The organism is Kitasatospora sp. NPDC015121 (assembly GCF_055562955.1).
Genome location: NZ_JBVHEH010000013.1, coordinates 94,627 through 121,339, shown reverse-complemented (window position 1 = coordinate 121,339; position 26,713 = coordinate 94,627). Strand labels below are relative to the sequence as shown.

At 75.2% G+C, this 26,713-nt stretch carries 23 protein-coding genes; 10 read left to right on the top strand and 13 right to left on the bottom strand.

Annotated features, from left to right (window positions below; all coding sequences use genetic code 11):
* The first annotated feature begins 122 nt into the window (after positions 1-122).
* On the top strand, positions 123-926 hold the full coding sequence (locus tag ACZ3J7_RS20670) for a metallophosphoesterase (RefSeq protein WP_465623037.1): 804 nt from the start codon (positions 123-125) through the stop codon (positions 924-926).
* A 70-nt stretch (positions 927-996) separates the two neighbouring features.
* Here the strand turns inward: ACZ3J7_RS20670 and ACZ3J7_RS20665 are convergent, their stop codons facing one another.
* Positions 997-4,572: a DUF4132 domain-containing protein gene (locus tag ACZ3J7_RS20665; protein WP_465623035.1), complete on the bottom strand. Its 3,576-nt coding sequence runs from the start codon at positions 4,570-4,572 to the stop codon at positions 997-999.
* A gap of 162 nt (positions 4,573-4,734) precedes the next feature.
* Here ACZ3J7_RS20665 and ACZ3J7_RS20660 point away from each other — a divergent pair, with 162 nt between their 5' ends.
* Complete coding sequence (locus tag ACZ3J7_RS20660) at positions 4,735-5,949, top strand: IS30 family transposase (RefSeq protein ID WP_465623031.1); 1,215 nt, start codon at positions 4,735-4,737, stop codon at positions 5,947-5,949.
* A 121-nt stretch (positions 5,950-6,070) separates the two neighbouring features.
* Here ACZ3J7_RS20660 and ACZ3J7_RS20655 read toward each other — a convergent pair whose 3' ends face one another.
* The 9 genes from ACZ3J7_RS20655 to ACZ3J7_RS20615 all read right to left on the bottom strand — a co-directional run bounded on the left by ACZ3J7_RS20655 (position 6,071) and on the right by ACZ3J7_RS20615 (position 15,487).
* The gene (locus tag ACZ3J7_RS20655; RefSeq protein ID WP_465623028.1) at positions 6,071-7,657 is read right to left on the bottom strand and encodes an alpha/beta hydrolase; all 1,587 of its coding nucleotides are present in this window, start codon (positions 7,655-7,657) and stop codon (positions 6,071-6,073) included.
* 137 nt (positions 7,658-7,794) lie between these two features.
* The gene (locus tag ACZ3J7_RS20650; protein ID WP_465623026.1) at positions 7,795-8,799 is read right to left on the bottom strand and encodes a hypothetical protein; all 1,005 of its coding nucleotides are present in this window, start codon (positions 8,797-8,799) and stop codon (positions 7,795-7,797) included.
* The gene (locus ACZ3J7_RS20645; RefSeq protein ID WP_465623024.1) at positions 8,796-9,782 is read right to left on the bottom strand and encodes an ABC transporter ATP-binding protein; all 987 of its coding nucleotides are present in this window, start codon (positions 9,780-9,782) and stop codon (positions 8,796-8,798) included. Before ACZ3J7_RS20645 ends, ACZ3J7_RS20650 begins: the two co-directional genes overlap by 4 nt.
* Before the next feature lie 63 nt (positions 9,783-9,845).
* Positions 9,846-10,226, bottom strand: a complete 381-nt coding sequence (locus ACZ3J7_RS20640) for a GntR family transcriptional regulator (RefSeq protein ID WP_465623022.1) — start codon at positions 10,224-10,226, stop codon at positions 9,846-9,848.
* A gap of 82 nt (positions 10,227-10,308) precedes the next feature.
* Positions 10,309-11,772: a DUF2079 domain-containing protein gene (locus tag ACZ3J7_RS20635; RefSeq protein WP_465623020.1), complete on the bottom strand. Its 1,464-nt coding sequence runs from the start codon at positions 11,770-11,772 to the stop codon at positions 10,309-10,311.
* Between the two features lie 235 nt (positions 11,773-12,007).
* Entirely contained in the window at positions 12,008-13,078 is a 1,071-nt protein-coding gene (locus ACZ3J7_RS20630) for a CU044_5270 family protein (RefSeq protein WP_465623448.1), read from the bottom strand.
* Positions 13,079-13,092: 14 nt separating this feature from the next.
* Complete coding sequence (locus ACZ3J7_RS20625) at positions 13,093-13,710, bottom strand: RNA polymerase sigma factor (RefSeq protein WP_465623445.1); 618 nt, start codon at positions 13,708-13,710, stop codon at positions 13,093-13,095.
* Between the two features lie 55 nt (positions 13,711-13,765).
* Positions 13,766-14,578: a class I SAM-dependent methyltransferase gene (locus ACZ3J7_RS20620; protein WP_465623017.1), complete on the bottom strand. Its 813-nt coding sequence runs from the start codon at positions 14,576-14,578 to the stop codon at positions 13,766-13,768.
* A gap of 144 nt (positions 14,579-14,722) precedes the next feature.
* Complete coding sequence (locus tag ACZ3J7_RS20615) at positions 14,723-15,487, bottom strand: sporulation protein (RefSeq protein ID WP_465623015.1); 765 nt, start codon at positions 15,485-15,487, stop codon at positions 14,723-14,725.
* A 464-nt stretch (positions 15,488-15,951) separates the two neighbouring features.
* On the opposite strand from ACZ3J7_RS20615, the gene ACZ3J7_RS20610 reads away from it, so the two are divergent.
* From ACZ3J7_RS20610 to ACZ3J7_RS20575, 8 genes are all read left to right on the top strand, one after another.
* Positions 15,952-17,523: an RICIN domain-containing protein gene (locus tag ACZ3J7_RS20610; protein WP_465623013.1), complete on the top strand. Its 1,572-nt coding sequence runs from the start codon at positions 15,952-15,954 to the stop codon at positions 17,521-17,523.
* A 257-nt stretch (positions 17,524-17,780) separates the two neighbouring features.
* On the top strand, positions 17,781-18,389 hold the full coding sequence (locus ACZ3J7_RS20605; protein WP_465623011.1) for an FMN-dependent NADH-azoreductase: 609 nt from the start codon (positions 17,781-17,783) through the stop codon (positions 18,387-18,389).
* A gap of 265 nt (positions 18,390-18,654) precedes the next feature.
* Entirely contained in the window at positions 18,655-19,701 is a 1,047-nt protein-coding gene (locus ACZ3J7_RS20600; protein ID WP_465623009.1) for an AvrD family protein, read from the top strand.
* A gap of 119 nt (positions 19,702-19,820) precedes the next feature.
* Positions 19,821-20,534 carry an AAA family ATPase gene (locus ACZ3J7_RS20595; protein WP_465623006.1) on the top strand — a complete coding sequence of 238 codons (714 nt, stop codon included), beginning with the start codon at positions 19,821-19,823 and terminating at the stop codon, positions 20,532-20,534.
* Positions 20,535-20,633: 99 nt separating this feature from the next.
* A complete protein-coding gene (locus ACZ3J7_RS20590; RefSeq protein WP_465623004.1) occupies positions 20,634-21,008 on the top strand; it encodes an acyl carrier protein in 375 nt (124 codons plus the stop codon).
* On the top strand, positions 21,005-21,676 hold the full coding sequence (locus tag ACZ3J7_RS20585; RefSeq protein WP_465623002.1) for an HAD family hydrolase: 672 nt from the start codon (positions 21,005-21,007) through the stop codon (positions 21,674-21,676). Before ACZ3J7_RS20590 ends, ACZ3J7_RS20585 begins: the two co-directional genes overlap by 4 nt.
* A 286-nt stretch (positions 21,677-21,962) precedes the next feature.
* Entirely contained in the window at positions 21,963-23,042 is a 1,080-nt protein-coding gene (locus ACZ3J7_RS20580; protein WP_465623000.1) for a sensor histidine kinase, read from the top strand.
* A gap of 74 nt (positions 23,043-23,116) precedes the next feature.
* Positions 23,117-23,866: a response regulator gene (locus tag ACZ3J7_RS20575; RefSeq protein ID WP_465622998.1), complete on the top strand. Its 750-nt coding sequence runs from the start codon at positions 23,117-23,119 to the stop codon at positions 23,864-23,866.
* A gap of 75 nt (positions 23,867-23,941) precedes the next feature.
* Here ACZ3J7_RS20575 and ACZ3J7_RS20570 read toward each other — a convergent pair whose 3' ends face one another.
* The 3 genes from ACZ3J7_RS20570 to ACZ3J7_RS20560 form a co-directional block, all read right to left on the bottom strand.
* A complete protein-coding gene (locus ACZ3J7_RS20570; RefSeq protein ID WP_465622996.1) occupies positions 23,942-24,313 on the bottom strand; it encodes a TipAS antibiotic-recognition domain-containing protein in 372 nt (123 codons plus the stop codon).
* A gap of 239 nt (positions 24,314-24,552) precedes the next feature.
* On the bottom strand, positions 24,553-25,224 hold the full coding sequence (locus ACZ3J7_RS20565) for a response regulator (protein WP_465622994.1): 672 nt from the start codon (positions 25,222-25,224) through the stop codon (positions 24,553-24,555).
* Complete coding sequence (locus ACZ3J7_RS20560; protein ID WP_465622990.1) at positions 25,208-26,512, bottom strand: sensor histidine kinase; 1,305 nt, start codon at positions 26,510-26,512, stop codon at positions 25,208-25,210. The genes ACZ3J7_RS20565 and ACZ3J7_RS20560 overlap by 17 nt, the downstream gene beginning before the upstream one ends.
* Positions 26,513-26,713: the final 201 nt, after the last annotated feature.

Sequence of the window (26,713 nt, the reverse complement as noted above, 5' to 3'; positions counted from 1 at the left end):
ATAAAGAGCCGTTCGGCTGACGTACCGTACCGGAGTTCGACCCCCGGAGTCTCCCCGATTGCGGCAACGATTCGTGGACCGACGCATCCACCCCGGCGCCGCCGCCCTGATAGCGTCCGGCCGTGCCCCCACACCGCACCCCGCTGTACGTCGCCGCCGACATCCACGGCCACCGCGCCGAGTTCCGCGCCGTCCTGCGCGCGGCCGGACTCGTCGACGAGGACGGCCACTGGAGCGGCGGCCGGGCCCGGCTCTGGCTGCTCGGCGACCACGTCGACCGCGGACCGGACGGCATCGGCGTCGTCGAGGACGTCCGCCGCCTCGCCGCCCAGGCCCGGGACGCCGGCGGGGAGGTCGGCGCGCTGCTCGGCAACCACGAGGTGCAACTGCTCGCCGCCCACCGCTTCGGCACCGACCCCGTCCCCGGCTGGGACCAGCCCGACGGGTTCCACGGCGGCTGGCTCCGCTTCGGCGGCCGGGAGGACGACCTGCGCCGGCTGACCCCCTCCCACCTGGAGTGGCTCGCCGCCCTCCCCGCCGCCGCCCTGGTCGACGACCACCTGCTGGTCCACTCCGACACCACCCGGTACCTCGAACTCGGCAGCAGCGTCACCGCCGTCAACGCCGCCGCCCGCGCCGCCCTAGCCGACGAACGCCCGGAGGCCTGGCTGGAGTTCAGCCGCCTGATGAGCTCGCGCGGCTCCTTCCGGGGCGCCCGGGCCGGCGCCCCGCACGACCCCGTCGCCCGCGTCCTGGACACCCTCGGCGGCACCGTCCTGGTCCACGGCCACAGCACGCTCAGCGCGTACTTCGGCATCCCCCCGGAACGCGTCCGGGAGGCGCTGCGCTACGCGGGCGGCCGGGTCCTCGCCATCGACGGCGGGGCCTACCTGGGCGGCCGGATCCTGCTCACCCGCCTGGCCTGACCCCGGACGCGGCGGGGGAGCAGGACCCGGGCGCCCACGGCGCGATGCACGGCACGGCTCACGGCACGGCTCACGGCGCGGTCAACTCCACCAGGTCGGCCAGCAGTTCGGAGGCCAGCACCGGATCCAGCGCCGCCAGCGTCGGCCCCGCCTCCCCGTCCCGCCGGTAGTCGTCCGGCCGCGCGCTCAGCCACACGCCCCGCACCGACTGCTCGGGGTAGGCGTCCTGCCCCACGACCGGGATCCCGTGCTCCGGGACCACCACCAGGTGACCCGCGTCGCCGACCGGCCGGGAGACCCAGCGCGAGACGCCGTTGTCGCTCGGGTCGCCGATCTCCCAACCGCGCCGCCCCAGCGCCCGGAACCGCCCGGTCGGCACCGCCGGACCGCCCTCGAACCGGGCCAGCCGGTGCCCCGCCCGCTCCTCCTCCGTCAACGCGTGCACCGGCCGACCGAGTTGACGGAACGGCTGCAGCACCTCGTAGTCCGCGAACAGCTCCGCCCACGCCGCCAGCTCCCCGGCCGCCAGCAGCACCGGGTGCGCGACCCGGACCACCGCGTCCGCCGGCAGCGCGTACGCCCCGTCCGCGACGTCCGCGAACGTCGAGTCCTCGGCGACCCGGAACGCCGTCACCGCGCCCGCCGCCTCGGCCAGCCACACCAGCCGCCGCACCAGGTGCCGCAGCAGCGGGTGCGCGACCAGCAGCCCGGTGAACTCCGCCGCCGACCACGACCGCCGCGCCACCATCGCCGCCTCCAGCCGCCGGACCTGGTCCGCCGCCGTCGCCCGCACCTCCTTCCGCAGCTCCGCGTACCGCGCCCGCCCCACCGCCGCCAGCTCCGGATCGTCCGCCGCCCCCGGCACCGGCAGGTCCTTGCGCCGCCGCCCCGACCCGTCCAGCACGAACGGCCGCAGCTGCTCGTCGAAACCGACCGTGAACGCCCGCGGACCGTAGTCGACGACCACCGTGCCCGCCGCGTCCACCCCGAAGTCCGGCACCAACCGGTCGGCCAACTGCTCGCCCGTCAGCCCGAGACCCGCCGCCACCTCGGCGATCCGCTCCCCGGCCCGCGCCTTCAACGCCTTGAACGGGACGCGCTGGGCGATCAGGTGCAGGTGCAGCAGCGCCGTCTCGGTGCCGATCGCCGCCAGCACCTCCAGCCCGTCCACCGCCCGGTGGTGCGCCCCCTCGCCCGGCCAGGCCCGCACCACCGGCGACAGCCGGCGCACCGTCGCGTCGTCGCCGAGCGGGCCCAGCGCGTGCAGCGCCCACGCCCCCGACACCGGCAGGCCCGCCAGCCGCCACCGCTCGAACAGCGCCCAGGCGAACTCCGCCAGCCCCGCCGGATCGCACCTCGACACCACCTCGGCGAGCCCCGGGTACGGCTCACCCGGACGCGACAGCGCCAGCACCATCACCAGGTGCCCCGCCGCGGCAACGGGCAGCGCCGCCCCGCCGCCCACCAGCGGCAGCTGCGGCAGCCCCGCCGGATCCGCCCAGGCCTCCAGCACCGGCAGCTTCGCCGGCAGCGCGTTGACCAGCGGATCCGCCGACAGCAGCGCGTCGACCACCTCCGCCGCCGGGGCCCCGTACCCGGCCGCCGCCTCCCGCACCGCCGCCGCCCCGTGCGCCGCCGCGACCAGCCGCAGCGCCTGCTCCGCGCCCCGCCGGGCCACCCCGGCCCGGCCCACCGCGTCCGGCACCAGCAGCCGCGCCGCCGCCACCCCGTGCCGGGCGAACCACGAACGGGCCGTCGCACCCGCCGACTTCAGCCGCACCAGCCAGTCCGCCATGCACCGCGCCACCTCGACGCCCAGCAGCGGCAGCAGCACCCCGCCCAGCCCCGCCGGATCCGTCCGCGCCGCCCGCAGCAGCGGCTCCAGCGCGTCCGCCCCGTGCCGGACCACCAGCAGCCGCAGCGCGGCCTCCTCCTCCCCGAGGTACTCCACGCCCGACCAGTCCGCCAACAGCGGCCGCGCCACCTCCCGCGGCGCCCGCAGCAGCAGGGTGAACTCCTGGTACGTGTGCAGCCGGTGCTGCCGGAACGACTCCGCCGCCACCGCCCAGTCGCCCTGGTACTCCCACACCCGGTACGCCCCCGCCGGCGCCGCCGCCCACTCCCGCTCCTCGCCCGGCAGCCAGCGCACCTCGCACCCGGCGGGCGCCACCAGCCCCTTCACCACCCGCGGCTTCGCCACCACCCGCTCCCGCGCCCACGGCGGGTCGACCAGCACTGCCGGCAGGTCCGCCGCCGGTGCGTCCGGCAGCCGGTCGCCGAGCTCGGTCAGCGGCGCCAGCACCGCCGCCCGATCGGCCGGCAGGCCCGGCAGCAGCTCCAGCGCCGCCGCCCGGTGCGCCGCCGCGTGCCCGGCCAGCAGCGCCACCAGCGCGTCCTCCGGCCGCGACCGCCCGGCCCGGGCCGGCGCCGCCGTCCGGGCCCGCGCCACCGCCTCGGTCAGCAGCCGCAGCGCCCGCCGCGGCCAGTGCCCCATCGCCGCCAGGAGCGCCTGCCGGGCCGCCTTGTCCGCCTGGTGGGCGAGCAGCCCGCGGAAGGCCTCGTCCGAGGGCAGCAGCGCCAGCGCGTCGCACAGCAGCCGCCGCTCGACGCCGTCGTACGCCTCCTCGACGCCCCGCAGCAGCAGCGGCGCGGCCGCCGGCCCCAGGCCGTCGGCGACCGTGGCGACCAGCGCGGCCGACCACTCCAGCCGGGCCGGCTCCGCGAGCGCCGCCACCTGCTCCGGCGTCGACAGCGCGCACAGCAGCATCGCCCGCCGCGTCCCGCGGTGCCCCGACCCCGGCCGGCAGCAGGCGTCCACCCACTCCCGCTCGGTGGGCACCAGGTAGGCCGCGGCCACCTCGCGCGACAGGCCGGTCCGGACCCCGGCGAGCGCCCCGACCGCCTCCCGGTACAGCGGCTCCGGGCAGGCCGCCAGCAGCGCCCGCACCCGCCCGGCCACGGCCAGCCGGTCCGGGGGCAGGTGCGCGGAACCGGCGGACAGCACCGGCGCCTGACGGCGCGTCGCCGCCGACGACCGCCAGACCACCTCGACCTCCAGCAGCTCCACGGTCGCCAGGGCGGCGAACACCAGGCCGTGCCCGGCCACCCAGGCGTCCGCGGTGGCCCGCTCGCCGTCCAGCCGGGCCAGCACGGCGACGGCGGCCGCCCCCAGCGGATCCGCCGCACCCGCCAGGTACGCCCGGGCCGCGGCCACCGCGCCCCCGTCGCTGCGCGGGTCCGCCAGCGCCTCCTCGATCCACTCCCGTCGCTCCGCGATCCCCGCCAGCAGCCGCTCCCGCGCGTCCCTGACGGGTGCCGCCGGCGGCCGGGGCGCCCCGCCCCGGCGCGGGAGCAGCAGCCGCCGCCAGCCGTCCGGCAGGACGAACGCGTCCTCGTCGGCGGGGTCCGCGGGCGCTGCCGCCGGGGGTGCCGGGACCGCGCCGCCGACCTCGCGGTAGCCCTTGCGCTCCTTCTCCGCCACCGCCTTCGCCAGGTGCGCGGCCGCGGCCCGCTCGGAGGCGAACTCCCGCACCTGCGCGCGCCCCGCCGACCCGCACCGCCCGTGGCGCACGGTCACCGAGGCGCCCTCGGCCCCGGCCTCCCAGAACTTGTCCGAGCCGCCCTCGGTGAACTCCCAGCGACGCACCGCCCACCCCTCTCCTCGCCCCGGCCGGGCGGCCCCGGCCACCCGCAGATCCCCGATGACCTGCGGAGGAACAGTAACCGCCGGCCCCGACAACGCCGGACGGGCCCCCGGGAACGGCTTGGGTTCTAGGAGTCGTTGCAACACTCCAGTTCAAGGGGTGTGATGGACTTCGAGATCCGTAAGGACCGGGCGGGGCGGCGACACGGAAAGCTGGTCCGTGAGCGGGAGGAATACTTCCGGCTCATGGATCAGGGTGTGAGCAGTCTGGAAGCGTGCCGGATGGTCGGGATCAACGCCCGGACCGGCAAACGATGGCGCAACGGCCGTCATGCGTCCGGCGGCCGCAAGGCGGTGCCTCCGATCCGTATGGAGGCACCGCCTTGCGGCCCGTCCCGGTATCTGCGCGAGGCCGACCGGATCCACATAGCCGACCGGTTGCGCGAGCGGGCGACGATCCGCGCCATCGCGGCCGAGCTGGGCCGCAGCCCCTCCACGATCAGCCGGGAGATCCACCGCAATCGGCACCCGGAGAGCGGCGCCTACCGTCCTCATGCGGCCCAGGCCCGTGCGCAAGCCCGCCGGAGCAGGCCGAAGACAGGAAAGATCGCCCAGAACGCCGAACTGCGGGGCTTCATCCAGGACCGCCTGCGCAAAAGGTGGAGCCCCGAGCAGATCTGCCAGGCTCTGCGGGACACCTTTCCCGATCGGCCGGAGATGCACGTGGTCCACGAGACGGTCTACCAGGCCCTCTACGTCCAAGGCCGTGGTGAACTGCGCCGCGAGCTCGCCGCTGCCCTGCGCACCGGGCGCGCACGCCGAAAACCCCGCCGCCAGCCCCAGCAGCGCCAGCCGCGTTTCTCCACCCCGATGGTCATGATCAGCGAACGTCCCGCCGAGGCCGAGGACCGCGCGGTGCCCGGCCACTGGGAAGGCGATCTCATCATCGGCAAGGACGGCGCCTCCGCCATCGGCACCCTCGTCGAACGCGCCACCCGCTATGTGATGCTGCTGCACCTGCCGGCCGGCCGCACCGCCGAGCACGTGCGGGACGTCCTCGTGGAAACCGTCCGCACCCTGCCCGGTCACTTGAAGCGGTCGCTGACCTGGGATCAAGGTGCTGAGATGGCCGCCCACGGCTCGTTCACCATCGCCACCGACATTCCGGTCTACTTCTGCGACCCGGCCAGCCCATGGCAGCGCGGCTCGAACGAGAACACCAACGGCCTGCTCCGGCAGTACTTCCCCAAAGGCACCGACCTGTCGGCACACAGTCCAGAGCACCTGGCCGACATCGCCGGCGAACTCAACGGCCGCCCACGCAAAACGCTCGGCTGGGAAACCCCAGCCGAGCGCCTGCATAAACTCATCACGGCCTGATCAAACCGACCACGTGTTGCAACAACCCCTAGAAACCGCCCGGTTCCGGGGGCCCGTCCGGTCGGCGGGTGCGCGGTCAGCGGTCAGCGACCTCGGCTGCGGTCGCGGCCGCGGTCGCGGATCACGGGGTGGGGCAGCGCGTCCCGGCGGCCGGCATGGTGCCGTCGAGCAGGAAGCCGTTCACGGCGGCGCGGATGCAGGCGCTCTTGCCGTAGCCGGTGTGCCCGTCGCCCTCCCGGGTCAGCAGGGTGGCGTGGGCGAACCCGGAGGCCAGCTTCTCCGCCCAGGCGTACGGGGTCGCCGGGTCGCCGGTGGAGCCGACCACCAGGATCGGCGCGCTGCCCGCGGCCTCGACCACGTGCGGCTGCTCGGTCGAGTGGTAGGGCCAGGAGCGGCAGTCCGGGTCGAACATGTCCTTCTCGGAGAAGTGCGCGGTGACCAGCGGCGCCTGCTGGTGCGCGGCGGCGAGGACCGCCCGCAGGCGGTCGGCGCTCGGGGCGTCCGCGCCCGGGTCGGCGCAGTGGATGGCGGTGTAGGCGTCGAACATGTTGGTGTAGTGGCCGTCCTCGCCGCGCCCGTTGTAGTCGTCCGCCATGGCCAGCAGGTAGTCGCCCTTGTCGCGGAGCATCGCCCAACTGAGCGCGTTGCGCAGGTACTCCCAGGACTTCTCGCTGCCGTAGAGCATGTTCAGCGTGCCGGTCCAACCCGCCGTCGAGGTCAGCTCGCGGCCCTTGCCGGCGGCGAGCGGGTGCTCGCGTAGCCCGTCGAGGAACCCCGCGAGCTTCTGCGGGGCCTTGGCGGGGTCCTTGCCCAGCGGGCACTGCTCCCGCCCGGCGCAGTCGGCGGCGAAGGCCGTCAGCGACTTCTCGAAGCCGGTGAACTGCTGCATCAGCTGGTCGAGTTGGTCGGCGGTGGGGTCGACGGCACCGTCCAGCACCAGCCGTCCGGTGCGGTCCGGGAACTGCTCGGCGTAGCTGGAGGCCAGGTAGGTGCCGTACGAGAAGCCGAAGTAGTTCAGCTTCGGGTCGCCCAGCGCCCCGCGCAGCACGTCGAGGTCGCGGGCGGCGTCCCGGGTGCCCAGGTGGGGCAGCAGCTTGCCGGAGTTGGCGGCGCAGGCGTCCGCGTAGGCCTTGCCCCGGTCGTCGGCCCGGCCGTCGGTGAGCGCCCAGGCGTCGTGCGCGGCGTCGTCCAGGCAGTGCACGGCGGTGCTGGCGCCGACCCCGCGCGGGTCGAAGCCGACCAGGTCGTAACGGGCGTTCAGGTCCTTGAACGAGTCGGCGCCGTACTGCACCTGCTGGATGCCGGAGCCGCCGGGGCCGCCGGGATTGAGCACCAGCGAGCCGAGCCGCCGGTCGGCGGCGGCCGCGGGCCTGCGGGCCAGCGCGACCTCGATGCCCTCCCCGGCGGGGTCCGTGTAGTCGAGCGGCACCCGCAGGCGGCCGCACTGCAGCGCGGACTCGTCGAGCTTCCCGGTCTTCGGGTCGTCCGGGCAGGGCGCCCAGGCGATCTGCTGGGTGTAGAACGCCCGCAGCGCGGGGTCGTCCGCACCGGTGGGCTTCGCGGTGGGGCTGGGCGAGGCCGGGGCGGACGCGCCCTGCGGAGCGGAGGGCGGGGCGGGTGCGGGGCCGGGGGAGCTGCTGCAGGAGGCGAGCAGGACGGCCAGGACGGCGGCGGGAAGCGCCCGGCGGAACGGCCGGGTGGTACGCATGATCACCGCGTATGCATACCATCTGACGAATTCGTGGGTGGTCGAATCGTCAGGTCGTCACCGAACCGTCCTCACCGAAACGTCCTCACCGAACCGTCGTCACCGCCGGACTCCGGTCCCCGTCCCCGGCCGGCGCCTCAGCGCGGTCGGCCGACCCGCCGGAACACCACCACCAGGACCACGGCGGCGAGCACCGCCAGCACCCCCGCCTCGACCAGCTGGATCGGGACCAGGTGCCGGGCCGGGTGGTAGCGCAGCCAGGTCTCCGGCGCCTGCGCGCACTCCGGCCCGCCCAGGCAGTACGAGGCCCGCGCCCGGGTGCCGTCGGCCAGCACCGCCGTCCGGTCGAGCAGCCAGGCGTTCGGCGGCTGCGCGGTGTCGGCCGACACCAGCACCTCGACCGCCGAGTGGAAGTACGGCCGGACCCAGCGCACCAGGCCGTGTCCGGCCGCCACCACGGCGGCCGTCAACGCCATCGCGGGCAGCACCCGCCGGGTCAGCTGGCCCGCCAGCACGCCCGCCGCGAAGGCGAACAGCGTCCAGGCCACCGGCGCCACCCCGAGCGCCGGGTAGGTGAAGGCCTGGAACGGCGGGTCGAAGGCGGCCACCCCGTGCACGATGTCCGTCCACCACACCCAGGTCATCAGGCAGGCCAGCACCCCGGCCACCACCAGCACGGCCGCGGCCGGGACCACCAGCCGGGCCGCCAGCCAGCGCGCCGGGCCCACCGACTGGGCGCGCACCAGCCGGATCGTGCCGCGCTCGTACTCCTGCGCCAGCAGCGGTGCGCCGACGAACACGCCCACCAGCAGCGGCAGGGCGGTGACCAGCGGCTGCAGCACGGACATGAACCAGAAGTGCGGGCGGCTGACCGGCGAGAGCAGCACCCAGCAGGTGTTCGACCCCCAGGTCTCCGGTGCGTAGCAGCCGGTCCGGTGCAGCGTGCCCACGATGTGCTGCAGGGCGAAGTGGATCCACACCAGGTCGGCCGAGGCCAGCACCAGCAGCACGGCCAGCACCCGCAGCAGCACCCGGTTCTGCCGCAGCGACAGCCACAGCAGCCCGCGCAGGCGGGGTTTCGCGGGGCGCTCCCGCTGGTCGGCGGCGGGCGCCGCCGACCCGGTCAGGACGTCGGTGCTCATGCCGCCTTCTCGCCGTTCTTCTCGTCGTTCTCCCCGCCGCGCGCCGAAAAGCGCGCCGAAGCGCCCGCCGCAGTGTCCGCCGGAGCGCCCGCCGCAGTGCCCGGCCCCCGCAGGTAGCCGAGCAGCAGCTCCTCCAGCCCGGGCCGCTCCTCCTCCCAGCCCTCGGCCCGCCAGCCCCCGCCGGCGCCCGCGCCCTCCCCGCCGGTGCGCACCAGCGCGGTGGCCAGCCGTCCGGCGACCCGCTGCTCGACCACCAGCTCGGCCGGCGGCCCGTCCGCCCTCGCCGGTCCGGTGAGCAGCCGGTGGCCGTCCAGCACGTCCTCCAGGTCGCCGGAGAGCCGGATCCCCCCGCGCTGCACCAGCAGCAGGTGGTCGATGACGCCGTCGAGCTCGGCCAGCACGTGCGAGGAGACCACGACGGTGGTGCCGTGCTCGGCGACGGCCGACATCAGGGTGCCCATCAGCTGGTGCCGGGCAAGCGGGTCGAGGTCGGCCATCGGCTCGTCCAGCAGCAGCAGATCGGCCCGCTTGCCCAGGGCGAGCGCCAGCGACACCCGGGTGCGCTGGCCGCCGGAGAGCGAGCCGATCCGCGCCCGTGGGCGCAACTCGCCCTGGTCGACGACCTGCTGGGCGGCCTCCTGGTCCCAGACCGGGTTGAGCTCGCGGCCCATCCGCAGCGTCTCGGCGACGGTCAGGCCGGCGTACAGCGGCTTGTCCTGCGCCACGTAGGCGACCCTGGCGCCCGGCCCGGGCGAGCCGGCCGGCTCGCCGAAGACCCGCACCTCGCCCTCGGAGGGCTCCAGTTGGCCGGCCGCCAGGGCGAGCAGGGTGCTCTTGCCGGCGCCGTTGGGGCCGACCACCCCGCTGATCCGCCCGGCCGGGACGGTGAAGTCGCAGCCGCGCAGAGCCCAGTCGCCCCGGTAGCGCATGCCGAGTCCGACGGCCGCCAGGGCCGTACTCGCGCGTGTCGGGTCGTCGTCCACCCGGTACCCCTTACGTGTGTCGCTCGGTTCGGTGCCGCCGCTCCGGCGCGGGCACCCGCTTGCTCACTCGGCGCGCTGCTCCAGGACGGACGCCATCAGGGCGGCGATGTCCTCGCGCTCCAGCCCGGCCGCGCGGGCCCGGTCCACCCAGCCGACCAGCTCGCCGCGCAGCGGGCCGTCCGCCGCCGCCTCCGGCCGCGCCAGCGACCGCCGGACGAACGTGCCGAGCCCGGGCCGCGGTTCGACCAACCCCTCGCGCTCCAGCTCGCGGTACGCCTTGAGCACGGTGTTGGGGTTGATCGCGGTCAGTTCGACCACCTCACGGGCGGTCGGCAGCTTGTCCCCGGGTTCCAGCAGACCGAGCCGCAGCGCCTGCTTGGTCTGCTGCACGATCTGCTGGTAGGTGGAGACGCCGCTGCGCCGATCGATCCGGTACTCGATCACACCCGTTGCGGCCTTTCACTAGTTCAATGGTGGAATGGTGGCCCACCACGGCGCGCCGGTCAAGCCGCACCCCCGGGTGGCCTCAGGGGCGTTCGAGCAGCAGCAGGCCGTCCCGGTCGAACCGGGCCAGGTAGCCGGCGTCCCGGTAGTGCGCCAGCATCCGGGCGGTGTCGGCGGTGGCGCACGGCGCCCGCACGCTCGGATCGCGCAGGTCCACGGCCACCCAGCGCGGACCGCCGCCGACCGGCTCCCGGCACACCAGGGTGACGTCCGCCCGGGCGGTGAGCTGGGCGGCCAGCCGGTTGGACGCGGCCACCGCCGCGCCGTCCGGCACCAGCCGCAGCATCGCCCGGGTCTCCGTCACCCGCGCCGGGGTCCGCCACGCCTCCGGCGTCACCACTTCGTGCAGCGGGTACAGCGGCAGCGTCACCACCGCCACCAGCACCGTCACCGCCAGCCCGCGCCGCACCGCGCGCGTCCCCGCCCCGGCCCGCCGCACCGCGTCCACCAGGGCGGCGAACAGCAGCGGCATCAGCACCGCGCTGTAGTGGTAACTCACGCCCCAGTAGTGCGGGTTGTCCGCCAGCAGCCGCCAGCCCAGGGTCGGTGCGCAGAGCAGCACCAGCGGCGAACGCGGCGCCAGGAACCCGGTCGTCGCCGCCAGCAGGAACAGCAGCAGCCACTTCACCGGCGGCCACCCCAGCCGCAGCGGCAGCGCCCAGCGGGGGCCCGAGCCGCCGCCGTCCAACTGCTGCCAGTAGTCGAAACCGCCGTGCGGGTTGAAGGCCGGCAGCACCACCAGCACGACCAGCGCGGTCGCCGCCACCCCGACCCCGGCCAGCACCAGCCCCGGCACCGGCGTGCGCCGCTCCCGCCGGGCCCGCCAGGCGATCAGCAGGCCGAAGGCGGCCACCGTCAGCCCCAGGTCCTCCTTGACCAGCAGCAGCGGCAGCGCCCACAGCGCGGCCGCCAGCGGTCGGCCGCGGCCCAGCGCGGTCGCGGCGAAGGCCAGCAGCGGGACGGCGAACGCGATCTCGTGGAAGTCGTCCGCCACCGCCCGGACGATCCCCCAGGACGCCCCCGCCGCGCACCCCACCAGCACCGCCAGCCGGGGCCCGCCCACCTCGTGCGCCCAGCGGGCCAGCGGCACCACCGCCAGCGCCATCAGCAGCGCCTGCGCCACCACCAGCGTCAGCGGCCCCGGGAAGGCCCGGTAGAACGGCGCCAGCACGGCCACCAGCGGGTGGAAGTGATCCCCCAGCAGGTGGTAGCCGGGCCCCTTCAGCGGCACGATCGGCGCCCGCCCGTGGGCGTACGCCCGGACGGCCTGCTCGAAGATCCCCAGGTCGTACGCCTTGCCGAGGCCGCGCCGGTTCCGGTTGACCGCCACGCAGAGGTAGAGCGCGGCGAACCCGGCCGCCAGCCCCCAGGCGAGCACGCCCGGCCGGCGCGACAGCGCGGCGACCGGGCCCGGCGCCCCCCGGGGCGGGCGGGCGTCGTGCGGGGGAGCGGGGGCAGGGGTGGGCCGTTGGACGGTCGCTGGCATCGGCAAAGTACCCTTTCACTATTCGAGTAGTGAAAGGGTGGTGGAAGTCCGCGCAGGCGTCAACCCCGGTCCGGCCCCGCCGACCGGGCCGCTGACCTGCCCTTTCGCCCCTCCGCCGCGCCCGCCGCGCCCGCCGCGCCCGCCGCGCCCGCCGCGCCCGCCGCGCCCGCCGCGCCCGTCGCGCCCGCCGCGCCCGCCGTGTCCCGGGTGGGAGCCACCCGGGCCACGGCACCGGTCAGTGCTCCTGACCGGCCGCGTCCACGACGCGCTCCTCCAGCGCCGCCGTCGTGTAGACCGCCCACTTGTCCGCCCGGAGCTGCTCCGCCGTCGGCTCGCCGACCGGGGGAGCGCCGTCCGGCCCCACCGGCGGCAGGTACTTCAGCAGCACCTCGCGGATCCCCAGGTACGCCCCGGTCCTCGCGTCGAAGACCAGCGCGACCCGCTGGGTGCCGTTCATGCCCACCACGGCCACCCCCCGGCGGCCCTCCGCGTCCACCTGGTCGGTGACCACGGACGTGCCGGGCAGCAGCGCCGCGGCCCGCATCAGCGCGCCGGCCACCGCCGGGGGCGCCGAGACGTTCTGGAAGACCTGCTGGACGTCCCCGAAGGCCAGCTGGGCGCGCATCCGCTCGGTCATGGCCGAGGGCGGCGAGACCTGCTTCGAGCGGTCCGCGGACAGCAGCAGCTCCTTCAACCGCTCCGGGTCGGTGGGCAGCGAGGCCACGAAGCGGTAGGTGAGCGTGCCCGCGAAGCCCGGCTCCGACCAGACGCCGTCCTGCTGGTGCAGCCGGGCGGGCTGCGGACCCAGCTCACCGGGCTGCTTCCCGGGCGCGGGCATCGTCGGGTCGACCATCGCACCCTCCGACCGGCCGCCGACGGACCACCAGATCCTCCGCTCGTGGCGCGGCCAGCCGCCGCCCTCCTGGATCTCCCTGGTGTACGTGAACTGCCCGTCCTCGGCCCCCGGGTCCGGCCGGGCCGCCGCGGCGGCCGCCGCCCGGGCCAGCAGCCCCGCCGGGTCGGTCGGCTCGGGCACCGGCGCGGCGGTCGCCGAAGCCGAGGCCGACGGCAGCGCCGACGCCGAGACCGTGGCCGTCACCCCCGCCGGACCGTCCGCCGTCCCCGCTCCCGCGCCCGGGTGGTCCGGCAGCAGCAGCACGCCCGCGGCCACCGCGGTCACCGCCACCGGCGACGCCACCAGCCACACCAGCCTCCGCCGCGATGGCGAGCGCCGCTCCCGCCCCGTGCGACCCATCTCGTTCATCAGATGCTCCCTCAGCAACCGGTGGCGATCGGCGGAAAGCATCTCGGGCCTGTCACTCATCGGATGTCCTCCTGCAACGACCGGGCCGCGACGCCGCGACCGTCCCGTACCTGTCCGGAGCCGTCCCCGGGTTCCCGATGGACCGTCAACTCCTCCTCCACCAGCGCCCGCAACCGCCCCCGGGCCCGGGAGAGCCGCGAACGCACCGTGCCCACCGGCACGCCCAGCGCCTCGGCGGCCGAGGCGTAGTCCAGGCCCACCCACACGCACAGCCGGAACACCTCCCGCTCCCCGCGCCGCAACCGCCGCAACGCCCGCCGCAGCGCCTCCAGCCGGTGCCCGTCGTCCAGCCGGGTCACCAGCTCCTCGGCGAAGTCCGGCACCGCCTCGCGCTCCGGCAGCCGCGCCATCGCCGCCCGGTGCCGCCGCCCGGCCCGGGCGGTGTTGCGCAGCACGTTGGTCGCGATGCCGAACAGCCAGGGCCGCACCGACCCGCCCTCCTCGAACAGCGACGCCCGCAGCCGCCACGCCTCCAGGAAGGTGAGCGAGACGGCGTCCTCGGCCGCCGCCCAGTCGCCCAGCGTCCGCAGCGCATACCCGTACACGGCCCCGGCCTGCTCGTCGAAGAGCTCCCCGAACGCCGCCTGGTCCCCGGCGCGCAACCGCGCCCGCATCGACAGTTCCACACCCCCACCTGTCCGCGGCCGCAGCGGAGTTCCCGCCCGCGAGCTACTCCGCCGCGGGACTCCGGCGCGCCAGGTGCCCGATGACCCCGGCGTCGATCCCGACCCGCTCCGGCAGCACCCGCAGGAGGGCCGCGAACGCGGCCCGCCGTCGCTCCGGCGCCAGCTGCAGGTAGGCCGAGACGGTCGACAGGTAGCCCACGTACTCCTCCGCGCCCACCGTCAGCCGCCGCTCCACCACCACCTGCCGGACGTCGCGGAACAGCGGCGAGCGCAGCAGCTCCGTCCCCGGCCACTGCAGCTCCGCCTCCGGCGCGGTGCCGTCGGGGGAGGGGACGTCGTCGCTCTCCAGGAACGGCGCCCGCGCCGCCCGCACCCGCTCCTCGACCGCCGGATCGGCCAACCGCACCGGACCGCCGAACGAGGCGAACACCCCGTCCGGCGCCAGCAGCGCCGCCACCCGCTCCCACCGCCCCTCCGGACGCGTCCAGTGCAGCGCCGCCGCCGCGTAGCACAGCCCGTACGCCTCCCCGGGCCGCGCGTCCCCGGGCCGCAGCTCCTCGGGCCGGAGGTCCTCGAACGCCGCCCGCACCGTCCGCACGTTCGCCGCCGCGTCCGCGGGCAGGCTCCGCACCAGCTCGGCCAGCATCGCCGGATCGGGATCCGTGGCCGTGACCGCGACCCCGCGCCCGGCGAACAGCCGGGTCGCCTTGCCCGTCCCCGCCCCGATCTCCAGCGCCGTCCGCAACGGCCGGCCCGCGTACGCCGCCACCAGCTCGAACACCTCGTCCGGATACCCCGGCCGGAACCGCTCGTAGGCCGCCGCGACCGCACCGAAACCCAACGCGCGCCCAGACACCGCCACCCCGTCCCTCACACCCGGCGGCGGACGCCGCGCCGCCACCCTACCGGCGCCGGCCCGTCCGGCCCCGGCCGTGGCGACCGGGGCCGGACGGGCCGAGGCAGGAGGGCCGGGGCGGACAGCCGGCGTCCGGAGACGCGCTCAGTGGCCCAGCACGCCGCGCACCCAGCCGTCCACCGTCCCGGTCAGGTCGTGCTGCCCGGCCCCGTGGTCCAGCACGAAGGTGCGCACCGAGTCGCCGCTGTGGAACATGCCGCGCTTGTCGAACTCCAGCACCACCTCGACCCGGTGCGGGTCGGTGACGAAGGTCAGCTCGACCTCGTTGCAGCGGTGCGCGAACTGCGCCGCCGCCTTGAACTCGATCTCCTGGTAGAACGGCAGCGTCTGACCGGTGCCGCGGATGTGCCCGGCCTCCAGGTCGGCCCGGTGGAAGTGGAAACCGAGCGCCGACAGCGCCTCCAGCACCCGCTGCTGCACCGGCAGCGGCTGCACCGCGAGCGGGTCGGTGTCCCCGCGGTCCAACTGGCCGGCGATGTCCACGTCCGTCCGGACCCCGAGCGCCATGCCCGACAGGTGCTGCCCGCCGACCACGGTCAGCGGCGCCTCCCACGGCACCGGCAGCGCGAACGGCACCGCCCGCCGCTCGCCGGCCGCCAGCTTCAGCGGGCCGCTGACCCGCAGCGGGGCGAACTCCTGGGTGCGGTGCCCCTCACTGTCCTCGTACTCGATCTCGACCCGGGCCGCCAGGCAGAGGGTGATGCCGTTGATCTCGGCGTCACGCTCGCCACCGACCAGGTCGACCTGGCCGTGCACGGTGCCGCCGGGGTAGACGGTCGGCGTGGACAGCACCGTGTCGACGGTGGGTCCACCGACGCCCAGCGCGCCGAGAAGCCGCTTGAACACCATCCGGGAAACTCCTCACAGGGTCGGGACCACAAGCCCAACGATCGTACTTTGCCAGCACTTTGCCCCCACCCGGCAGGCCCCGGACCACCGCCCCCACCAGTCCCCGCCCGCCCCCCGCGGCTGCGGCGCCCGGCGGCAGTCGGCCGTGCGCCGCCCGAACGCCCCTTCCCCGCAAGCGAATTCACCCGTCGAGCCGGGCCGCCGGGCCGCTCGCACGTCACCCGGGGGCGGAGCGGCGCCGCCCGGTGGGGCGCAGGGCCGCCCCGGGCACGCGCGGGCGTACACGTGAAATCCACAAACGGTGGCGGTGATTCCGTGCGCCCCTGGTGGCCCGCGCGCCCCCGAACCGACGATGACTCGCACCCCCGACGCGTCCGCACCGAGCACCGCGTCACGGGCCGGCCGGGAACCACCCGGCCCCACCTGCTCCCGGAAGCCCCCGGAAGCCCCCGGAAAGGACACCCATGCGCCACCGCTCCTCCCCGTCGGCCGGCACCCTGCTGCGCCTGCTCCTCCCCGCGGCCCTCGCCGCCGGCGCCCTCGTCCCGCTCTCGGCCGGCACGGCCGCCGCCGCGACGCCGATCTGTCTGAGCGGCACCCTCCAGTACGACTACCAGTCCGCCGAGGCGGGCACCGCCAAGCCCACCCTGACCCGGGCCGCCCGCAACGCCTCGGTCGAACTCTGGGGCCGGGAGAAGTCCACCGACACCGACCACAAACTGAACACCGACACCCGGCTGACCGGCGCCGCCGACGGTTCCTTCAACCTCTGCTACACCCCGGTCACCACCGTCGCGATGGACCACCTGTACCTGCGCTTCAGCACCCGCGACAACCAGGTCTGGCGGGTCGCCGACAGCACCGGCGCCGTCTACACCCACACCACCCCCACCCAGACGAACATATCCGCCAGCCTCGCCCTCGGCACCGTCAAACCGACCGCCGCGGCCCGGGCCTGGCACGCCTTCGACACCGTCAACCTGCTCTGGTCGCGCCGGGTCAACTCCACCACCCCGTGCTGGACCGCAGCCGAGGCGGACGCCGCGACCTGCACCACCCTGACGCTGCGCTGGCAGTCCGGCTCCAACGACGGCCCGTGGTACGACCTCTCCAACACCGTGCACCTGGCCGACGCCGACCCCGACTCCGAGCACACCGTGCTGCACGAGGTCGGCCACTTCTTCCAGAACCGGCTCTACAACAGCACCTTCCCGACCGTCACCAACTGCAGCCCGCACTACATCCAGGCGGTCTCCTCCGCGACCTGCGCCTGGACCGAGGGCTTCGCCGACTCGCTCGCCGCCTACCTGCTCGGCGACGCCCGCTACGTGTGGTCCGACGGCTCCTCCTACCCGTTCACCGCCGCCGCCGGCTGGCAGACCGGCGACCAGGTCCAGGGCAACGTGGACGGCGCCCTGCTGCGGCTGTGGAACCAGGTGGACGGCAGCTGGGACCGCACCATCACCACCCTGGCCTCCCACACGCCCGCGACCTTCGCCGACTGGTTCAAGAACGTCCGCCCGACCGCCGTCCCGCCGCTCTCCACCACCGGCACCGCGCTGACCGCGCTCGACGCGAACGCCATCAACTACGGCCCCACCGTGGTCGGTGACGGCGCCTACCACGCGCTCAGCAACGGCGGCGGCGTCGCCCTCCAGCGCGGCGGCACCTGCAGCGGCAGCATCCCCTCGGTCGCCGAGTTCGCCGCCCTGGACACCACCCGCGCCTCCCAGCGCTGGAAGTTCACCGCCAACGGCGACGGCACCGTACGGGTCTACGACAGCTGCCCGATCCCGCTCTACCTCACCGCACCCACCACCGCCGGCGGTCAGATATCCCTCACCGCCGTCAACCTCGGCGCCGCCAACCAGAAGTGGCAGGTCACCCAGAACGCCGTCGGGACCTACACCCTGACCAACCCCGCCACCGGCTACGCCCTCGACGGCAACGCCACCGCCGGCCAGGCGGTCACCGCCAACACCGCCTCGGCCGGGGCGGCCAGCCAGAAGTGGGCCTCGGTGTTCTCCATCTCCTGACCGCCCTCTCCCCCGTCCCGCGACCGGGGGCCCGGCCGGGCACCCGCCCGGCCCGGCCCCCGGTCGCCGTCTCCCCGGTCGTGCCGCCGGTTTCCGGTTCGCGGGGGTTCGTGGTGGTACGGGGTGTGTCTTTGGTGGGTGGGCGGGGTGGTCGTTGGTGGTAGCGGTGTGGTGGGGACGGGGGGCTGGGGTGTGGGGTGGGGGCGTCGTATCCGGGTGGTTCGGGAGGGTGGTGTGTGATGGGACGGTTGTTGCACGTGAACGGGTCTCCTCGTGGTGCGGGGAGCCTGTCGCTGGCGGTGGCGGAGTCCTTCGTGGAGGGGCTGCGGGCCCGTGACCCGGGGCTGGAGACGGACGTGTGGGACCTGTTCGACGGGGAGCTGCCGGAGTTCGGCCGGACGGCGGCGGAGGCGAAGATGGCCGCTTTCGGCGGCGGGGAGCTGACGGCGGAGCAGGAGGAGGTGTGGGCGGGCGTCCGCAGGGCGTTCGAGCGTTTCGCGGCGGCGGACACGTACGTGTTCAACGTGCCGATGTGGAACGGCGGGGTGCCGTACGTGCTGAAGCACTTCATCGACGTGGTGACGCAGCCGGGGTGGGCCTTCGGGTTCGATCCGGTGGCGGGGTACCAGGGGCTGGTGACGGGGAAGCGGGCGGTGGTGGTGTACACGGCGGGCGTGTACCGGCCGGGTGTGCCGGAGGAGTTCGGAGTGGACTTCCACAGCACCTTCTTCGCCGACTGGCTGCGCTTCGTCGGCGTGGAGGACGTCGCGGAGCTGCGGTTCCAGGGCAACGCGCTGCTGGCGGACCCGGAGAAGGGGCTGCAGGAGGCGCAGGACCGCGCGCGGGAGCTGGCAGCGGGCTTCTGACGTTCTGACGGCGTCCCGCGGCACGGCCGCGCTGCCGCTCCCCTTCGGGGGAGCGGCAGCGCGGCCGTTTCTTTTTCCGGCCGTTCCGCCGGTGCGCCGGGTGCCGTTTTTCGGCGACCGCAGGTGTTTTTCCCCAGGGGGTGGATTACCACTTTCGAAACGACGGTTGCTGTTTTAGGGGTACGGGTGGGGGGCGGGCGGCGGAGTGCGGGTAGTTTCCATTCGGAACGGTTCGGACGGTGGATCTTGGGAGGGTGTGGTCGGTATGGCGGTGCAGGCCCGGGGTGTTTTTCTTCTGGATTCGGTCGACGATTATCTGGGGCCGGCGTCGGGGCGGTTCTTCGGCTCGGGGTACCGGCGGGTCGGGTACGTGGTGGGCGGCACCGCGGTGGGTGCGGACGCGGCGGGCGCGCCGTGGCTGCGCTCCCGGGCGGGGATCTCCTACCCGGCGGGGTGGTCGACGAAGGCCACCGGTGAGTTGCGGCCCCACCTGAGCACGGTGGACGCCCTGGTGCTGGCGGTGCGGGCGGCGGAGTTCCTGGCGGCCCGGGTCCACGGCCTGGACGCGGAGGCGCGGTCGCGGACGTGGCTGCGGCGGGTGGACATCAAGGCCGGATCCTCGGCGGTCGAGGAGGGGCTCGGGGACCTGCCGGTGGAGGCCGCCCTCTCGGGCCGGGCGCCGTTGCCGGACGGGTCGGGCCGTACGGTGACGACCTGGGACTGCCGGGTGGCGGTGATGCGGGCGCGGGTGGAACTGGTGCACGAGGCCGGTGGGGCGCCGACCGTGGGCGGTGACCTGGACGCCGGGCTGGGCGCCGGTTACCCGGGCCTGTACGGGACGGGCTTCCAGCGGTTCCGGCAGAGCGTGCGGGAGGTGGAGGTCGACGCAGCTGCGGGCCGCGCCCGGGCCACCGTGGGCGTCTCCGGTCCCCACGCGCCGGCCCCGGGCACCGGCCCGGCGGACGGGACGCCGGACGCCCCGGTGGGCGGGTTGGAGTCCGCCGACGGCCCCGTGGTGTCGATGATCGATTCCTTCGTGGTGGCCCTCCAGCTCGGCCAGGTGCTGCTCTACGAGGGCGACGGGCTGAGCCGCGCGGAGAGCGACACGCTGTGGATGCGCCGCACGACGCTCACCGCGGGACCGCCCGGGCTGCGCCCGGTGGGGGGCTCGTACCGGGAGGGCGTGGCGCTGGAGGACAGCCGGCTGGTGGCCAGCCGCGGCGACTGGTGGCGCACCGCGACGATCGCGGGCGGAGTGCGGGGCGTGCTGACGCGCTGCGCGGTCACCCACCGCCTCCCCGGCCGCCGGTGACCTGGGCGCCCCTCCCCGTCCCCCTGCGGGGGCCCGGCCCCCCGCTCCGTTCCCTCCCCTCCTCCTTCTTTCTCCTTCGCTCGTTGTCGGTGTTTCCGATTCGAAAGGCGGGATCTGGTATGCGACTGGGTATATCCGGTACGTACTCCTCCGGAAAGACGTTCACTGCCATGGCGCTGTCCCATTTCACGGGGATTCCGCGCACCCGGGCGAAGACGATGCGCGAGATCCTGCCGGACGCGGCGCCGGGCAAGACGCTGGACGAGTGCACGGCCACGGAACTGATCCAGATGATCGTGGTGCGGCACGTCGACCGGGCGGTGCACGAAAGCCGCCTGTGGGAGGACGGGTTCGTCTCGGACGGGGCGTCGCTGCAGGAGTGGATCTACGGCTCGGTGCGGGTGATCGTGGGGATCAACCCGAACGCCTCGCTGCACCTGAAGGACCTGGAGTCGGTGGAGAAGACGCCGGAGCTGGTGTTCTTCGAGGACGTGATGCACCAGCTGGGGCTGGCGATGAAGCGTCACGTCAAGGCCACGTTCGACGCCTTCGTGCACCTGCCCAACGAGCTGCCGCTGGCCGAGGACGGGCACCGTCCGGTCAACGAGCGCTTCCGGGCGCTGTCGGACGAGTTCCTGCTCAGGACGCTGGAGGAGTTGGAGATCCCGTACCACGTGGTGGGCGGGACGGTGCCCGAGCGGCTGGAGAGGATCGCGGACATCTTCGCGCTGCCGAGGGTGATGGACGTCCAGGAGGCGATCCGCGCGGCGCGGGAGGAGTACGCGCTGCAGGACGTGCGCGACGAGATCGAACGGGCCGGCGCGGCGGCCTGACGCGACACGCGCACCCGCGCACGCGTTCACGGGGCCGGCGCCGCGGCGCCGGCCCCCGACCCCCCTTTTCCTCGCACGACACGAACCGGGAGAGACGACATGGCACACGAGACGGACGGCGCGCTGGGCACGGAGGGTGTCATCCGGGACCTGCTGGTGGACACCTTCGGGGTGTTCGGCGCGGAGGACATCGAGTCGGAGTCCACTTTCGAGTCGCTCGACATCGACTCGCTGGTCCTGGTGGAGCTGGCGGTGGTCCTGGAGCGCCGCTACGGGGTGCAGATCCCCGAGGGCGAGCTCTTCGCGCAGCAGACCGTGGCGGAGGCGGCGGCCCTGGTGGACGCCAAGCGGGAGGCCGGCGCGGAGGGCGCCGCTGCACCGGCGGCTCCGGTGGGTCAGGTGGTCCTGGCCGGGGCGGGGGCCGGGGTGCCGGCCGGGTCGGAGGGCGGCGGGGAACCGGGTGGCGGCGCGTGAGCGCCGCCGCGGCGTTCTTCGACGTGGACGAGACCCTGATCGCGGCCAAGAGCGTCTTCCGTTTCCTGGCCTTCCACCTGGAGGCGGTCGGGCGCCCGCCGGGTGACTACCGGGCGGCCCGGGAGCGGATACGGCGCACGGCGCAGGACGCGGGGCGTCCGGCGGCGCTGGGGGAGTACTTCCGGCTGCTGGAGGGCGAGCGGGTGGAGGTGCTCGCCGAGCACGGCCGGCGCTGGCTCGCCGCCGAGCTCGCCGCGGGGGACTTCTTCCACGCCCCGGTGCTGGAGCGCCTGCGCCGGCACGCGGCGGCGGGCGAGCGCACGGTCCTGGTCTCCGGGTCCTTCCCGGCGTGCCTGGACCCGCTGGCGGCGCACGTCGGGGTGGACGCGGTGCTGTGCTCGCTGCCGCAGGTGGCGAACGGGCGGCTCACCGGGGCCGCGGAGCGCCTGATGGTCGGTGAGGCGAAGGCCGAGGCGGTCCGCGCCCACGCCCGCGCCCACGGCGTCGACCTGGCCGCCAGCAGCGCCTACGGCGACCACGTCAGCGACCTGCCGGTGCTGGAGCTGGTGGGCCGACCGGTGGTCGTCGGGGACGACCCGCGACTGGCCGCCCGCGCCCGCGAACGCGGCTGGCCGAGGTTGCCGGCCGCCGCCCGGCAACCCGCCTGACGGGGGCGGCGCGGCGGCGCGGGTAGGCCCGTCCCGGACCCCGGGGCGGGCCTGCCCGCGGCCGCGCCGTCCGTCCGGGGGGGCGTCCGTCGCCGCTCCGCGTCCGCACGTCCGCGCGTCGTCACGGCCCGTCGGTCGGCCGGCCGGTGGTGGCGCGGGGCCGCTGCCACGCGGGGAGTTGACGGAGCGTCACACAGCGTGTCGTCCTGCTATAGGATGGTAGGCGTGGTACGCGGGCGCGTCGTGGCGGGCGGGCCCGGGAGAGTCGCCGACCAGGGGTGGGCTGATGCGGCACGGTGTCCCGACGGACGAGGTCTCGGTGAGCGGACTGCTCGGCTCGCGCCGCGCGGACATCCTGCGCCGGCTGGAGGAGCGCCTGCGCGACACGCGCAGTTCGCTGGGCGAGGACCCGGCAGTGCTGCCCGCCTGCATCGAGCGGGCGGACGAGCTCCTGATCGCGACGGTGACCGAGCTGGAGGGACTGGGCACCGGCCGGGCGGCCGCCCCTCCGGTCGGGGGGCCCGACGGCGGCGCGGCGGCACCCTCCGGCGGGCGGCCCACCGGTGGCGCGCCGGGCGGGGCGGGCGTGCTGATGGACGTGGTGCTCAAGGAGTTGCTGCACCTGGCCGTGGAGCGGCCCGAGCTGCTGCCGCAGGTGTCGGCGGCGCTGATCGTCCTGCACCGCAACCTCGCCTCCCAGGGGCAGGCGCCGGGCGACTCGTACGACGCCTACATCGTGCGCAGCGCCAAGGACGCCCGGCGGCGCGAGCGGCGGCAGCTGGCCAGGGAGGTGCACGACGAGCTCGGGCACGAACTGAGCATCGCGCTGCGGCAGTTGGAGCTGGGGGAGCTGTACGGGCTCGGGCGTCCGCAGGGCGCCGAGCGGGTCGCGGGGGCGCGGGAGCACCTGGCGTCCGCGCTGGGCATCGCGCGGCGGCTGATCAGCGAGTTCTCCGGGCCGCCCGCGCTGGACCTGGAGAAGGAGATCGTGTCGTTCGCCGACACGGCGGGGGCGCTGCGCACGAGCGTGCACGTGCGGGTGAGGGGCAACCAGCGGCTGATCCCCGACGCCCACCGCCGCGAGCTGTTCCTGATCGTGCGCGAGGCACTGCTCAACGTCTTCGCGCACGCCCGCGCGAAGGCCGCGGTGGTGACGGTCGAGGTGACCCCCGAGGCGATCGACGCGCTGGTGGAGGACGACGGCGTGGGCTTCCGGCCGTCCCCGGACGGGGGCGGGGGAGCCGGGGGGCGGCGCGGCTTCGGCCTCACCTCGATGCGGGAGCGGGCCGGCTCGCTCGGCGGCACGGCCACCGTCACCGGGACGCCCTCGGGCACCCGGGTGGAGATCCGGCTGCCGCTGCCGTGAGCGCGCACCGCGAGGACCCCACGGCGCACACGGCAGCGGACGCGCACACGCACACGGCAGCGAGGACGGGAACGGTGACGGTGACGGGAACGGCGGCAGCGGCGGGCGGGGCCGGACGGGAGCCGGCCGGGCGGATCACCCTCATGCTCGTGGACGACCACGCGATCCTGCGCGAGACGCTGCGCGAGTCGCTGGACGCCGAGCCGGGCTTCGAGGTGGTCGCGGAGGCGGGGGACGGCTCCCAGGCGGTGGCCGAGGCCCGCCGGACGCGGCCGGACCTGGTGCTGCTGGACATCGACATGCCCGGCATCCCCACCGCGCTGACCGTGCAGCGCCTGCGCGAGGTCTCGCCCGCCAGCCGAGTGGTCATCCTCAGCATGTACGACTCCTCGCAGTTCGTGCAGGACCTGCTGCACTCGGGCGTGCGGGGCTACCTGAGCAAGGACGTCAGCCGCCGGCACCTGGTGTCGGTGATCCGCAGCGTCATGAGCGACGACCAGTCGGTGCTCGTCTCGGTGTCCCGGCCGCCCGCCGCGGCCGCCGCCGTCGGCGACGGCGGGCAGGCGCCGCTGTCGGTGCGCGAGCGCGACCTGCTGGGGCTGGTCGCGCAGGCCCTGAGCAACCGCCAGATCGCCGGGCGCCTGGGCATCACCGAGGGGACCGTCAAGCGCCACCTGCACAACATCTTCACCAAGCTCGGTGCCGTCTCCCGGATCGACGCCGTCAACAAGGCGCTCGAAGCGAACCTGATCGTCCCACCCCAGTCCGTCCGCCGCCCCGCCCCGCGCCCGGTGGCCGCCCCCCGCCCCGAGGGCCGCCCCTGACCGTCCGTCACCTCCTCCGCCCCCGCCGCCCGCCTTCGCGGCAGAGCCCCCGCCGGGGGAGCCCGTGCCGCCCGACTACGCCGGAGACCCGGCGCCCGCGCTGGGGGCGAACCCGTCCCCCCGCTCGGCGAACACGTTGATCGCGGCGCCCAGGAACTCCACCAGCCCCGGGTGGTAGGAGTCGTGGAACGCCCTCATGGCCTCGTCCTCGGCGTAGAAGAGCGACATGCCGACGTAAGCCTCCCGGGAGGGGGTGTAGAACCGGCAGACGATGTCGAAGTGCCTGCGGACGAGCTCCTGGATCCGCTGGTCCCCGGGCAGGGAGCCGCCGTCCAGGAGAGCCGTGACCTCCCGGTACAGGGCGTCCCAGTCCTGGTGGACCCGCTCCCTGTCCACGTGCTCCCAGTCGTTGGTCTCGGCGAGGCTCCTCGCCTGCTCCTCGGCCAACGACCGGCGACACCTGTCCTCGTCACTGTTCCCCACGGCACCGCTTCCCGTTGTTGCGCGGCCTCCTCGGTGGACCCGGGAGAGCGCCGACACCGACATCGACATCGACATCGACCGACCGTCGGCAACCAACTGCCGGCCCAGCCCGGACGATGACACACGGCCACCAGGACGGCAAACCAATTCCCCGTCCCCCGACGGCGCTCCGTCCCGGGCCGCCGTCGGGGGCCGACTGTTCGTCACTGCGGGACGGCCCGACCGGGGCCGGCCGGGTCGATCAGGCCGTCGGCCACCGCCTTGTTGACGGCGTCGATCCGGGAGACGGCGCCGAGCTTGCCGAAGACGTTGCGCAGGTGGCGTTTGACGGTGGCTTCGGTGATGTCGAGGCGGGTGGCGATCTGACGGTTGCTCATGGCCTGGGCGACCAGTCCCATGATCTCGTGCTCGCGGGCCGAGAGCGGGTTCTCCCGGCCGGTGGGCCGCAGCGGGGCGGGGGTCGCGGAGATCACCACCTGGCCGTGCTCGCGCCGCCGCACCCCGCGGATCGCGGAGGCCAGCTCCTGGCGGCTGACGCTCTTGTGCAGGTAGCCGCGCACCCCGCGCTGGAGCAGTTCCTGGATCAGGCGCTGCTCGGTGAACATGCTGACGACGATGATCGCGGCGTCCGGCGCGACCTCCTTCAGCCGCCGCACCGTCAGGCCGGTCGGGTTGCCGGGCATGCCGATGTCCAGCAGCACGACGTCCGGCAGGACCCGGCCGGCCAGGACGACCGCGTCGTCGCCGTTGGCGGCCTCCCCGACGACCTGGAAGCCCTCCTCCAGGCGGAGCATGTCGCACACGGCCTCGCGCAGCAGCGTGTGGTCGTCCGCGACCAGGATGCGGATGGCCCGCGCCTCACCCGGTGCGTTCACGGCGCACTTCCGCCAGCGGGACCCACACCGACGCCCGGGTGCCGACGCCGGGCCAGCTCCACAGGTCGAAGGAGCCGCCCAGGGCGTCGGCCCGCTCCGCCATCGACGTCAGCCCGTGCCCCTCGTGGCGGGCCCCGGCGTCGAAGCCGGCGCCGTTGTCGCGCACCATGATTCGCGCCTCGTCGGGTCTGACCACGATCCGCACGGCCAGCCGGCAGGCCCCGGCGTGGGCGAACGCGTTGCGCAGCATCTCGCGGACCACCGTGAACAGCTCGCCGGCCGTCGCGTCGGGGATCCAGCGCTCGTCGCCCTCGCAGCGGACGTCCACCTCGGTGCCCGCGGGCGCCATCGCCTCGGTGAAGCGCTCCACGGCCTCCACCAGCCGCACGCCCCGCTGCTCCAGGCTCAGGTCGGACACCAGTCGCCCCAGGCTGCCCAGCGTGTCGGACAGCGCCCGGCGGGCCAGGGCCACCTTGTGGTGCGCGGCCGACTGGTCCAGGCCGCGCAGGACGTCGTACATCTCCAGGTGCCGCTGGGTCAGGCTCAGCCCGTTGCCGACGTGGTCGTGCACCTCGCGGGCCAGCCGGCGCCTGACCCCGGCCCTGACCTGCTCGGCCCGCCCCTCGAAGAACAGGCCGTAGGCGCGGACGGCCTCGTGGATCCTGGCCGCCACCGCCCGGTCCAGGCACAGCACCGCCGTGGACATCCGCGTCAGCGCGTCGTCGGCGCCGTCCATGCACCGCGCCAGCAGGCCCACGGCCAGCTCGGTCAGCAGGTCGAAGGCCCGCAGCAGCTCGGCCAGTTCGATGTCGTGCGCGGCGAACACCGCGCACTGCTCGCCCTGGCTCGGCCAGGGCGCCGTCGGCACCCGCCGCTCGTCGCCGCACAATTCCACCGCGCACTCGGCGAGGATCGTGTGGGCCCGCCGCCGGCAGTGCTCCCACACCCGGGGGCGGGAGACCAGCGGGGAGCCCGCCGCGCGCAGCCGCTCCTCCAACTCGGCCAGCAGGCCCTCGATCCCGACGATGAACCGCTCCTCGGGAAGCCCCCGGCCCCCTACCGGTCCACCGCCGCGCCCCGCGCGACGCACCCTGCCGCGCAGGCCGACCCGCACCCCGCCCCGCAGCTCACCGCGCGGGCTGCCGCGCCCCTCGCCGCGTTCCTCGGCCCGCCCCTCCGCCCGCCCCTCGGCGCGCGGGGAGGGAGCCCTGTACCGGTCGTCGTCGCGGGAGCGTTTCTTCCGGCGCATGGCGCGCCGCCGCCCGTCCGAGATCCATTCGTTTCCCATGCCCTCTTCCACAGGTGCCGTTGAACCCGGATAGCGCCGCACACGGTTGCGCGGGCGACGCCCTTCACACCGCTCTCGCCTCATGTCCGGGAATCGGGGAAACCGCCTTCCTGCCGGTGGCCGCGCTGCCACTGCCGGTACCGCGAAACCCCGAGCCCGCTCACCGCCGAAAAGGCATGCCGTCGCACACCGTCGCCCTCT